Below are 11,590 nucleotides of genomic sequence, written 5' to 3' on the forward strand. Positions count from 1 at the left end.
GGCTTGGAGGTTCGGGGAGAGGCCCCGGGCCGCCCGTCATGGAGAACCTGACCATGGCTAAGAACGCCATTCAGAAGATCGCGATGAACGCCGCCGAGAATATTCCCTATGACAAGCTGGTGTTGTCGCAGAAGAATGTTCGGCGCATCAAGGACGGCTTGTCGATCGAGCAGCTGGCCGAAGACATCGGACGGCGAAAGCTGATCCAAAGCCTGAACACCCGTCCCGTGCTCGACGGCGGGGGCGAGGAGACCGGCACGTTCGAGGTGCCCGCCGGCGGCCGACGTTATCTCGCGCTCGGCATCCTCATCAAGCAAAAGCGCCTGGCGAAGAACGAGCCAATCCCCTGCATCGTCAACCGCGGGCAGGAGACCCCGGCCGAGGAGGATTCGCTTGCCGAAAACCTGCGGCGCGCCGACTTGCACCCGCTCGATCAGTTTCGGGCCTTCAAGACGCTCAGCGATCAGGGCCTCGATCCGGACGAGATTGGCGCCCGTTTTTTCGTGTCGCCGGCCACAGTGAGACAGCGTCTGCGGCTGGCATCGGTATCGCCAAAGCTTCTCGAGCTCTACGAGAAGGATGAGATCCGGCTCGAACAGATCATGGCGTTTTCCATCTCGGACGATCACGCGCGCCAGGAACAGGTCTGGGAGCGAATTGCCAGCTCGCACATGCAGGAACCATACTACATCAGGCGCCTGCTGACGGAGACGACGGTGCGGGCCGATGATCGCCGTGCCGTCTATGTCGGTGTCGAAGCCTATGAAGCGGCTGGAGGCATCGTCCTTCGCGACCTGTTCGAGCAGGATTCCGGCGGCTGGTTCCAGGATGCCGCGCTCCTCGAGCAGCTTGTCTTCGACAGGCTGAAGGTGGATGCCGAGGCGATCCGCGCCGAAGGCTGGAAATGGGTCGAGGCGGCGATCAGCTTTCCCTATGGCCATACCTCCGGCATGCGGCGCATCTACGCCGAGGCGCAGGAGCTCAGCGCCGAGGAGATCGAACGCTACGACGCGCTGAAGGCCGAATACGACAAGCTGGATGCGGACTATGCCCGGGCCGAGGATGTCGACGAAGCAATCGAGGCGAAGCTCGACCAGCTGGGTGCCGAGCTTGACGCGATCGACGATCGTCCTCAAAGCTACGATCCCGCTCAGAAGGCCATTGCCGGTGTGTTCGTTACCCTTGCCGCGAACGGCATGCTCCAGGTCGACGCCGGTTTCGTGCGGTCCGAGGACGATCCGCGGACCGAAACCGGCGGCATCGATGAAGGGGAGGAAGGGGGCGCTGACGGCGGATCCAATGGCGACGACGATGGCGATGATGTTGTCGTCAACGGCAAGCCAGTCAACGACAGCGCTAGTGACGACGGCGAAGGCGATGGCATCAAGCCACTGCCCGACCGGCTCATCTTCGACCTGACCGCGCAGCGGACGCTGGCACTGCGCAACGCACTCGCCGGTGACGCCGACATCGCCATTGTCGCCGCACTTCATGCCTTCGTCCTGCAGGTCTTTTATCGCTTCGCGCCGGACACGTGCCTGGAGATCAGCCTGAAGAGCGGCAACTTCAGCCAGGTCGACGGTCTTGCCGAGACATCCTGGGCCAAGGAGATCGCCGAGCGGCACGAAGCCTGGGACCGCGATTTGCCCGATGAAGCGGATGGCCTTTGGGACTTCCTTCTCGGCCTCGACGAAGCAAGCCGCAAGGCGCTGTTCGCGCACTGCGTCTCGCTGACCCTCAATGCGGTGTTCGAACCCTGGAACAGGCGAGCGAAGGCGCTCGAGCATGCAGACGTGCTTGGTCGCTCGCTGCAGTTCGACATGGTCGACGCCGGCTGGACGCCTACCGTCGAGTTCCTCGGGCGGCTCACCAAGGCGCGGATTCTACAGGCTGTCCGTGAAGCGCGTGGCGCAGACTCCGCGCAGCTGATCGACCACATGAAGAAGGACATCATGGCCCGCGAAGCTGCCCGTCTTCTCGAAGGATCGAACTGGCTGCCCGAGCCGCTGCGCGTTGATGTCGATGAAGTGTCTGGCGATGCAGGCGACGCGGCCGCCGGCGAGATGTCGGACGAGGCGGCTCTCGACGGTGATGCCGCTGAGCTGCCGGCCTTCCTCGCCGCCGATGCGGATCCGTCCTCCGATGAGCCGCTGACCATCGACGGCGACGGAACGGATCACCTCCAGGCCGCCGAATAATCGGCCACCCGCTCACACCGGGCCCGGCACTCCCGCCGGGCCCATTTCAGTTCCAACTCACTCTCATGCCCGGGATCGCCATAGCGCGCCCGGGCGTTTTTGTTTCATGGAGATCGACATGTTCGACTGGAAAAGATCCTGCTCCTACGACGAGCAGCAGAAGAGACGTTTCCACACCACAGCCCGCTCACGGCTGAAGAAACTCGCCGCCGAGCTTGCCCTGCCGCAGGGAAGCTTTGACCTGCGCTCAAACAAGGCGGGCATAGCCGTTTCCGGTGAAATTACCTTGCACCATGACCGCGCCTACATCCAGGTCGGCCAGTTCGGGCTGTCCTCAGGTCACGATATCCTGATCCGCACCTGCAAGGGCCGCAAAGACTATACTGGCGGGGCCAACCACTTCGTTGCGCTCGGCATGCTCGACGACATCCCGGCGCTCGCCGCCGCCGTACGTGCCATCACCGGGGTTGGTCGAGACACTTCGCGTTCCTCCGAACGACGCGCCGCCTGAACCCCTGCAAACCCCATCATCGCCGATGAACGCGCCGGCCGCAGGCTCGGCCCGTCGCCGGCCACAACACACCAGGCAGTTGCCATGGCGCGGCGATGCCGCGCGTGGCCGACCTGCGTTCAGGAGAACCCCATGACCGCACATCCACCGTTCAGTAAGGTGCTCGACGGCGTCGCCACCCGCGAGCAGATGTTCCAACTGTTCAGCCGACACAAAGACACTCCCGGCATCGATCCGCTTTCCGGCACTTCCTATTCAGCCGAGTGGTTCGAGATCAACGCGTCAGAATATCACTTCATGCTTGATTTGCTGCCGCCGCTCTTCATGCGCACCGGCATGTTCGGAATGTCTGAGTATAAGGCCGGCAACGTCACCCAGCGTATTCTTCGCGATCCGGATCTGGGGCCGCGAGCGCTGGTTTCATGGCTTCTGCGATCTCACGGATCGGCAGTCGCCAGACAAGATGCGCGCCGCCATCATCGCCCACGAGACCGGCGCGAGCGACAGCATGACCCGCGCGGAAAAGCTCGAGGCGATCTGGAACATAATCCCTGTCGAGCTCAGGGGAACCGCCCGCAACGCAGACCCCGAGACCGGGTGGGCCGAACATCAAGGCAAACGCACGATTCTCGTTAACGCCGGAAGGCGTGATGCTGCCTTTAGGCTGCTCGATGATCTGTCGGATCTCGAGATCGACGAGTTCCTGTCCAAAGTCCGATTGCGTCGGAGCTGACGAAGGAAGACGATGATGGGCATCTATAAGAACCGCGGTTCGGCGGCGAAGCGTTTCATCACGGTGACCGACTTTCGCTCAATGGATGCACCCGCGTACGGCCCATCCTCAAGCTGTTGAGACATGCGAGACCGTATGGCCAACTGCCCCGAGGATACAAGCATCCGGGCCCTCAGCAAAACTTGGGGTCAGTGCCTGCCACGCGGGAGGTATCCGGCATTGCGTAGAGCGCCGATGAACAGGCTGGCCGGGCCGGCGATACTCGTCCTGGCCTGCGTTGCGAGCGGCAGCGTGTTCCAGTCCTCCAACGGAGCGATAAAGCTGGAGAAAGTGCCATTGACCATGCAATGGCTGGTCAACAAGCCCTGCTTATCCAGCACCAGAACCGCTGTCTGATTACTTGGATATCGGATGGCGGCGACGCGCTGAAGTTCCATGTCGCCATCGATGCGCAAATTGAAAAGCAGGACGCCGTGACTTCTGTGGGCGATTTCTGCGACTTTTTCCGCGAAAGGAACAGAAAGCGCACGAACGCTGTCGACCGCCATCCCGAAAACAAGCGCGTCCAGCTCATCCGCCGCCATGAGAAGATTAGTTCCCAAGAAAATTGGGATTGCAATCGCTCCAGCCGGATTGTGCACAGTCATCGCACACCGCCCGCTAGACGCCTGAGCATCGCGTGTATGAGGCAGCTCTCTCTGTTGCCGTGTGTGCCCCCGTTGATTGAGCCGATTGCCCTAGGCCCATGACACTCCGCTTGCTCGTTGCGGGGCTTCTCCGATAAAGCACGGCGAAAGCGATATGATACGTCGGGTACTCGCTAACCCAAACTGCGACTTGGCTAGCAAGTCATGCTCACATCAAGGAACAGACTATGAAGCGCCAGATCCGGCCATTCATCGTGGAACTGAAACAGAGGCGCGGTAAGCAGAAGCCAAGCCATTCGATCTGGGGCGATCTCGACCTGTCCAAGATTGCCACGGAGATGACGCAGCCGGGCTATGCTGCTCCGCTCCCAAATTCCCAGGTCATTGACTTCAGTATAAGACCCCTTGATGCTGAAGAAGGGGATAAACCACAAGCGGAGTATATGATGGCCGATTTTCAGGACGCTCAGACTGTTCAGACAGTAGCGCCAGCCAAAGTGGAAGTGCCTGAATCGAAGAAGAAAGTTCCGCGAGCAAAGAAAGCGAAGGCAGAACTCGTCAAGCCGGTCCGCAAGAACGGAGCGAAACCTGCGCCCCAGGCCGCTGAAGCTCCCGTGGCAGCGAAGACCGCCCGCAAGACATATTCCGAGAAGGAACGCGCCCAGAAGCTTGCCCAGATCGAGAAATCGATCGCTGGCGGCGCGACCAGCAAGATTGCGGTCGGCCAGGCCGGCATATCCGAGCAGACCTACTATTATTGGAAGAGGGCTGCCGCACCTTCTTCAGACAGCGACGATCTCCGCGATCTTGTCGCGCTCGAAGAAGAAAACAAGCGCCTCAAGAACCTGCTTGCTGACCGTCTTCGCAAGGAAAATGCCGAGCTCAAGAAGAAGCTGGGCCTGGCCTAAGGCATACTGAAGCATGGACGGAAATTCCGCCGGCGCTCAAGGCGGTAGCGGCGGCATATCGCCTTCGCCGACCCGCCACACCCAGGAGCCGATCTCCGGACGCGCGGCGATCATTTCGTTTAGCGACGCTTCGTAGTTCTCGTCCGCTCCGGCCGGAACGACAAAGAGCGCAATCGGTTCTTGCCTGTTCTGGAGCAAAGCGTTGGCGATCGGGTGGTCGGGTTGCAGGTCAAAGCGCAATCCCTTCACGCTCTTCTCGCGAAGGCGGGCGAGCCCATCGACGAGCCTTTTCTCCGGGACCGTCTCGAAGGGGATCCAGTTTTCGGACACCACTATCAACGCGACCTCCTCGACAATGGCGAGGCCGGCCGGGTTCATTCCGAACGTCGCGATCGTCATGAGATGCGAGCTGGAATCCGCTGCCCACAGCGACAATTCTTTCTCAAAACGCGCCTGCAAGCGGCGATGCAATGCATCGTCGATCATGAAGGGAAAACCGGGCAAATGTCTGATGATAAGTTTTTGGCCGGAGCGGGCGGGAACGATCTCTTTCACCTCGCCGACCAGGACGAGCAACTTTCGTGGGCCGGATTTCGGCGGGAGCGCCGTGCCGAGAATCGCATTGCGACGATGTTCGATGGCTTGCCTGTTCTCGGCGCGAAACGGCTCGGGCACGAACAGGATATCGGCGAGCGGTCCGCCCCTCACTGTCATTTGCCCGGCAGCCTCGAGCAGATGCCAGCGGACATTCCACCAGTGCCGTTTGCCGGCCCACCTCGATGTCCAGACCGTCAGTTCGGCCTCGTGCCAGAGATAATGAAGCAGGCCACGCAGCGACATCCTCCTGGGATCGGCGGTTACGCTGGCGGAACTTTGCCCAGCAGGCACCGATGCCGCGCGGCTCCCTGTCTTCGACAGGCTGAAGTCCAACTTGAGGGCGGCCAAGCCGTTTTGCGGATCGAGCTGTATCGCGCTGCCCATCAGTGCGCCCAGGCCGGACAGTTCGTAAGGCGATTCATACGATTCACAGGATGGATCATGCCCGCCGCCGCTGAGCGGCATGCGCTTGATCAGGTGAAGGTCGCCAATGCGGGCGATGTACATCGGGCAGCCCGGCTCGCGGCACAGGCATAGCGGACGCTCGGTGCGGGCATAGGCATTCGCCAGCGCCGCCTGCAGGTCAGGCGCTGCCTCCTCGTAGACCGCACTGCCAATTCTAAACCGTCGCATCACCTCCACAGCTCCAGGTCGCCGCCGCATCCCTGTGCGCGCATTCAAGTCATGGGTTCGCACAGAGCGCAACCCCTTTGGTGCATCGGCGCCAGAGGCAGAGGGGAGCCGGGAGGAGTGTGGCCCGGCTGGCGCGGAGAGAGAGTCGGCGCGGGCGCCACTCCCCTCTCGCGAAGGACATTTCCATGAACATTGTTTCGACCACACCTGCCGTTGCCCGGACTGCTGCTCCCCTCGACGCGCCGACGCCAGCCTCCATCAACAACGCCGAGGCGATCTATCAAGCGGCAATGCTCCTTCTATCTTTCCTCGAACAGGGCGAGCCTGTCACCACCGCCGCACTGCGTACCGCCATGACGACAGGTTTTGGCGGCAGCGATGCGCAAGGGTTCTGGGTCTGGAAGGACGCCTATGAGGCGCTCGAAGTCGCCCAGGTGCTGTTTCTGCGTCGGTTCGGCCCTGCGATCCTGTCCCGGTCCACCTCGCCGCAGGCAACGCTGGCGATGATCAAGCGCATCGCCGACCGTCTTCCCACCCATACGCGACGGTCCGATGAGAGCCAGGCCATGCAGCAGCTGTCGACGCCCTTGCCGCTCGCCTTCGTGACAGCGCACGCCGCGGCGATCGCATCTTGCGACCTCGTTCTCGAACCCTCGGCCGGCACCGGTCTGCTCGCCGTCCATGCCGAGATGGCGCGCGCCACGATCGCCCTCAATGAGCTTGCCGCGACGCGCGCCGATCTCCTCGGCCTGCTGTTCCCAAGGGTCCACGTCTCGCGGCACGACGCCGCCCATATCGACGATCATCTCGGTGCGGCCATCGAGCCGTCCGTCGTGCTGATGAATCCACCCTTCAGCGTCGGCGCCTATGTCGAGGGCCATGTCACTGACGCGGCATGGCGGCACCTCTCTTCCGCATTCGCACGCCTGCGCGCCGGCGGGCGCCTGGTCAGCATCACCGGCACCGGGCTGTCTCCGGAAAACCCCAAATGGCGGCCGGTCTTCGAACGCCTGCAGCAACAGGGCACCATTGTCTTTACCGCGGCGATCGACGGCCGGGTCTACGCCCGCCATGGCACCACCACTGAGACCCGCCTGACAATTATCGACAAGGTACCGGCCACCGATCCAAAAAGCTTCGTCCCGTCGCCAGGCAAGGCCACGGATGTCGAAACGTTGCTCGCCTGGATCAGGGATCTGCCGCCCCGGCTACCGGGCGGTTTTCTCGATTCGATCGGCGTGCTGTCCAACGTCATCCCGCACAATGCCGCCATGCACATGGCTGCCGGATCGGGGGCGAGAGCCGCACCCCTCGCTGTCTCAAAGGCTGCTCCGAAGGCCATCCAACCGGTCCGTACGAATGCGCGGGCGAAACCCGCCCCCCAGGTGAAGGCAAACAGCACGCCGGCTGTTCCCCTCGCCTATGAGCTGCGCGACTGGATGCCGGAAGAGGGCGGCCACCTCACCGACACGATCTACGAACCCTACGCGCTTCAGTCGATAGACATTCCCCGCGCAAAGTCGCATCCGACGCCGCTCGTGCAGTCGGCCGCAATGGCCGCCGTCGCGCCACCAAAACCTTCCTATCGGCCGCTTCTTCCTGATGCGATCATCGACGAGGGCCTGCTGTCGGACGCCCAGCTCGAAAGCGTCATCTATGCAGGCGAAGCCCACTGCGGCCATCTCACCGGGACCTGGACTGTCGACGAAACCTGCGATGTCGTCTCGGCCGCGCCAGAAGGGGCTGCGAACGCTGTCCGCTTCCGCCGTGGATGGTTTTTGGGTGACGGGACCGGCTGCGGCAAGGGACGGCAAGTCGCCGGCATCATCCTCGACAACTGGCTGCAGGGGCGCCGCCGCGCAATCTGGATTTCGAAGTCGGACAAATTGCTTGAGGACGCCCAGCGAGATTGGGCAGCACTCGGACAGGAAAAACTTCTTGTCCAGCCGCTTTCGCGCTATCGGCAGGGCACGCCGATCCGCCTTGCCGAGGGCATCCTGTTCACGACCTACGCGACGTTGCGGTCGCAGGAACGGGAAGGCAAGAAATCCCGGATCGCCCAGATCCTCGACTGGGTGGCCCAAGAGTCAGGCAGGGCCGAAGGCCCGACGGCGATTAAAGAAAACCCGACGAGGATTGGAGGAAACCCGTCGGGGGCAAAAAAATCTTTCGATGGCGTCATCGTCTTCGACGAGGCCCACGCCATGGCCAACGCCGCTGGCGGAAAGAGCGAGCGTGGCGACGTCGCCCCGTCGCAGCAAGGAAGGGCGGGACTGCGGCTGCAGCACGCCCTTCCCGACGCGCGCGTCGTCTACGTCTCAGCGACGGGTGCGACCGCGGTCGAGAACCTCGCCTATGCGCAGCGTCTCGGCATCTGGGGCAGCGAGGATTTTCCATTCGCCAACCGCGCCGAATTCGTCGCGGCGATCGAGGACGGCGGTGTCGCGGCAATGGAAGTACTCGCCCGCGACCTCAAATCGCTCGGCCTCTATGCGGCGCGTTCGCTCTCTTATGACGGTGTCGAATATGACCTGCTCGAGCACGCGCTGACCGAGGAACAGATCCGCATCTACAACGCCTATGCCGACGCCTTCCAGGTCATCCACAACAACCTGACCGCCGCGCTCGAGGCGACCAACATCACCAGTGAGGCCGGCACGCTGAACCGCGACGCAAAATCGGCGGCGCGCTCAGCCTTCGAGAGCACCAAGCAACGCTTCTTCAGCCATCTCATCACCTCCATGATGACGCCGACGCTGATCGGCGCGATCGAGCAGGACCTCGCCGACGGTCATTCGGCGGTCGTGCAGATCGTTTCGACCGGCGAGGCGCTGATGGAACGACGGCTTGCCGAAATCCCGACCGAGGAATGGTCTGACCTGCATGTCGACGTCACGCCGCGCGAGTTTGTCGGCGGCTACTTGATGCACTCCTTCCCCACCCAGTTGTTCGAGGAATATTCGAACGCCGAGGGCAATGTCTGCTCGCGGCCTGTCCACGACGAAGAGGGCAATCCGGTTCAATGCCGCGAGGCGGTCCGCCGGCGCGACGAGATGATCGAAAAACTCGCATCGCTGCCGCCGGTCGGCAGCGCGCTCGACCAGATCATCCATCACTTCGGCATCGACACCGTTGCCGAGGTGACCGGCCGCTCGCGGCGCATCGTGAAAAAGACCGGCCGCGACGGCATTGACCGGCTGGCCGTGGAAAACCGGCCGGGCTCGGCCAATCTCGCTGAGACCCAGAGTTTCATGGATGACGACAAGAGCGCTCTGATCTTCTCCGACGCTGGCGGCACAGGCCGCTCGTACCACGCCGATCTCGGGGTGAAGAACCAGAGGCTGCGCAAGCACTATCTGCTCGAAGCCGGCTGGCGCGCCGACAATGCCATCCAGGGACTCGGACGGACCCACCGCACAAATCAGAAGCAACCGCCGCTGTTCCGGCCCATGGCCGCGAACGTGAAAGCCGGCAAGCGCTTCCTGTCGACGATCGCACGACGGCTCGACACGCTGGGTGCGATCACGCGCGGCCAGCGCCAGACCGGCGGGGCAGGGCTGTTCCGTGCCGAGGACAATCTCGAAAGCCCCTACGCGCGGGCCGCACTTCGCCAATTCTACATGCTGCTGCATCAGGGCAGGATCGAAGGTTGTTCGCTCACGACCTTCGAGACCGTGACCGGGCTGTCGCTGACGAGTGACGAGGGCGGGCTGCGCGACGAACTGCCACCCATCACGACCTGGCTCAACCGCCTGCTGGCGCTGCGCATCGAAACCCAGAACCTGCTGTTCGAGGTGTTCGAACAACTGATGGCGGCAAAAATAGAAGGCGCCATTGCCGCCGGCAACTACGACAAGGGCTTGGAGACGATCACGGCGGAAAGCATGGACGTCACCGATCGCGGCACCGTCTACGCGCACCCGGTTTCCGGCGCGCAGTCGCATGTGCTGACCGTCGCACGCAAGGATCGGATTCGGCCGCTCAGCCTCGTCGACGCGCTGTCCATCGTCCGGGCGGAACCGCAAGCGGTTCTGTTGGTGAACGCGCGGTCGAACCGCGCGGCGATCCGGCTGCCGACGGCGAGCCTGATGCTCGACGATGGCGCGATAGAGCATCGCGTGCGCCTGCTGCGGCCGACGGACGAACTGCGCTTCGGTCTCGATGCCCTTGCCGAGACCCATTGGGAGCCAGCCGACCGAAAACTGTTCTGCGACCTGTGGCAGGCAGAAGTCGCCGCCGTCCCGGAGTTCACCACCAGCACCTTTCACATCGTGACGGGCCTGCTGTTGCCAATCTGGCGTAGGCTGCCGGATCATGATTGTCAGGTCTACCGGATACAGACCGATGCCGGCGAACGCATCATCGGGCGTCACATCGCGCCGACGCTCGTCGCGACCATGTTCCGGAATCTGGGGCTCGACGATGTACCCAAGCTCGCGCCGGAAGATGCCTGGATCGGGCTTGTCGACGGACGGATCGGACTGCAACTCGCTGATGGCCTGATTCTGCGCCGCAGCCGCGTCATGAACGACTACCGTGTCGAATTGATCGGCTTCACCGATGCCATGGCTCCCCGGCTGAAGGCGCTGGGGCTGATCTCCGAGATCATCTCCTGGAAGCTCCGACTGTTCATCCCGACGACCGAGCAAGGGTGCGCCATCCTCGCCGCGCTCCTCGACCGCCATACGCTGGTTGGCGTCACAGACCGTACCTCGGCGGCTTGAGGGGAGGCGATCATGACCGGCTCGGCCTCCGAGCTGGCGCGCCGCCTTGGCGATCATGCCGAGGCGGTGTGCCGCGAATATCTCTCCAACGGCCATCACTCCGGCAATTACTGGATGGTCGGCGATGCCCGCAACGCGATCGGCCGCTCCATGCATGTTCGGCTCAAGACCAGTACCAAGGGCCCTGCGGGTAAGTGGGTCGAATATGTTGCGCCGAAGGTTATGTTGCGCCGCCACGATTGGGCGCTGTCCCGCAGGCGATCGACGGCTTTTGCGCAACATAATGTCAGCGCGCGGGAGGTGTCGTGATGCCCCGCGACGCTTCCGAACTGTCTCGCCGCTTGGCTCGCCATGCCGAGGCGGTCTGCCGGCACTACCTGTCCAATGGTCGACGCCGAGGCCGCTACTGGACGGTGGGCGATGTGCGCAACACGCCCGGCCGGTCGATGTTCGTCCGGCTCAGCGGGCCGGAATCCGGTCCCGGTGCGGCCGGGCATTGGACCGATGCCGCCTCAGCCGAATATGGCGATCTCCTCGACGTCATCCGCGAGAGCTGCGGTCTCGTCGATTTCCGCGATGTCGCCGATGAGGCACGGCGCTTTCTGAGCCTGCCGCGCGCCGAACCATACGGCACCCCAA

At 63.0% G+C, this 11,590-nt stretch carries 8 protein-coding genes and 2 pseudogenes; 8 read left to right on the forward strand and 2 right to left on the reverse strand.

What is annotated here, in order from left to right; genetic code table 11:
• The first annotated feature begins 53 nt into the window (after nucleotides 1-53).
• The 4 genes and pseudogenes from NKH13_RS24465 to NKH13_RS24480 all read left to right on the forward strand — a co-directional run bounded on the left by NKH13_RS24465 (nucleotide 54) and on the right by NKH13_RS24480 (nucleotide 3,442).
• The gene (locus NKH13_RS24465) at nucleotides 54-2,198 is read left to right on the forward strand and encodes a ParB/RepB/Spo0J family partition protein (protein ID WP_352914947.1); all 2,145 of its coding nucleotides are present in this window, start codon (nucleotides 54-56) and stop codon (nucleotides 2,196-2,198) included.
• 118 nt (nucleotides 2,199-2,316) lie between these two features.
• Nucleotides 2,317-2,709 (forward strand): hypothetical protein, encoded by a 393-nt coding sequence (locus NKH13_RS24470; RefSeq protein ID WP_352914949.1) that lies wholly within the window; start codon nucleotides 2,317-2,319, stop codon nucleotides 2,707-2,709.
• A 189-nt stretch (nucleotides 2,710-2,898) separates the two neighbouring features.
• Nucleotides 2,899-3,021, forward strand: a pseudogene (locus tag NKH13_RS24475) (DUF1419 domain-containing protein); the annotation flags it as partial.
• Nucleotides 3,011-3,442 (forward strand): DUF1419 domain-containing protein, encoded by a 432-nt coding sequence (locus NKH13_RS24480; RefSeq protein WP_352914974.1) that lies wholly within the window; start codon nucleotides 3,011-3,013, stop codon nucleotides 3,440-3,442. The pseudogene NKH13_RS24475 and the gene NKH13_RS24480, both read left to right, overlap by 11 nt.
• 188 nt (nucleotides 3,443-3,630) lie before the next feature.
• Here the strand turns inward: NKH13_RS24480 and NKH13_RS24485 are convergent, their stop codons facing one another.
• Nucleotides 3,631-4,089 (reverse strand): hypothetical protein, encoded by a 459-nt coding sequence (locus NKH13_RS24485; RefSeq protein ID WP_352914951.1) that lies wholly within the window; start codon nucleotides 4,087-4,089, stop codon nucleotides 3,631-3,633.
• A gap of 227 nt (nucleotides 4,090-4,316) precedes the next feature.
• Here NKH13_RS24485 and NKH13_RS24490 point away from each other — a divergent pair, with 227 nt between their 5' ends.
• Entirely contained in the window at nucleotides 4,317-4,997 is a 681-nt protein-coding gene (locus tag NKH13_RS24490) for a transposase (protein WP_352914954.1), read from the forward strand.
• Between the two features lie 36 nt (nucleotides 4,998-5,033).
• On the opposite strand, the gene NKH13_RS24495 is transcribed toward NKH13_RS24490, so the two are convergent.
• On the reverse strand, nucleotides 5,034-6,227 hold the full coding sequence (locus tag NKH13_RS24495) for a DUF1173 domain-containing protein (RefSeq protein WP_352914956.1): 1,194 nt from the start codon (nucleotides 6,225-6,227) through the stop codon (nucleotides 5,034-5,036).
• 185 nt (nucleotides 6,228-6,412) lie between these two features.
• Here NKH13_RS24495 and NKH13_RS24500 point away from each other — a divergent pair, with 185 nt between their 5' ends.
• From NKH13_RS24500 to NKH13_RS24510, 3 genes and pseudogenes are all read left to right on the forward strand, one after another.
• A complete protein-coding gene (locus NKH13_RS24500; protein WP_352914957.1) occupies nucleotides 6,413-10,951 on the forward strand; it encodes a strawberry notch-like NTP hydrolase domain-containing protein in 4,539 nt (1,512 codons plus the stop codon).
• 12 nt (nucleotides 10,952-10,963) lie between these two features.
• Nucleotides 10,964-11,260, forward strand: coding sequence for a hypothetical protein (locus NKH13_RS35700; RefSeq protein WP_502914580.1), 297 nt, complete (start codon nucleotides 10,964-10,966; stop codon nucleotides 11,258-11,260).
• A pseudogene (locus NKH13_RS24510) lies at nucleotides 11,260-11,590 on the forward strand (DNA primase); the annotation flags it as partial. The gene NKH13_RS35700 and the pseudogene NKH13_RS24510, both read left to right, overlap by 1 nt.

This window comes from Mesorhizobium sp. M1348 (assembly GCF_040317925.1).
Classification (GTDB): domain Bacteria; phylum Pseudomonadota; class Alphaproteobacteria; order Rhizobiales; family Rhizobiaceae; genus Mesorhizobium.

Excerpts from the sequence above, each read along its gene's own strand:
- NKH13_RS24490 (WP_352914954.1), top strand. The coding sequence starts at position 4,317 with ATGAAGCGCCAGATCCGGCCATTCATCGTGGAACTGAAACAGAGGCGC.
- NKH13_RS24485 (WP_352914951.1), bottom strand. The coding sequence starts at position 4,089 with ATGACTGTGCACAATCCGGCTGGAGCGATTGCAATCCCAATTTTCTTG.
- NKH13_RS24500 (WP_352914957.1), top strand. The coding sequence starts at position 6,413 with ATGAACATTGTTTCGACCACACCTGCCGTTGCCCGGACTGCTGCTCCC.
- NKH13_RS24495 (WP_352914956.1), bottom strand. The coding sequence starts at position 6,227 with ATGCGACGGTTTAGAATTGGCAGTGCGGTCTACGAGGAGGCAGCGCCT.
- NKH13_RS24465 (WP_352914947.1), top strand. The coding sequence starts at position 54 with ATGGCTAAGAACGCCATTCAGAAGATCGCGATGAACGCCGCCGAGAAT.
- NKH13_RS24470 (WP_352914949.1), top strand. The coding sequence starts at position 2,317 with ATGTTCGACTGGAAAAGATCCTGCTCCTACGACGAGCAGCAGAAGAGA.
- NKH13_RS35700 (WP_502914580.1), top strand. The coding sequence starts at position 10,964 with ATGACCGGCTCGGCCTCCGAGCTGGCGCGCCGCCTTGGCGATCATGCC.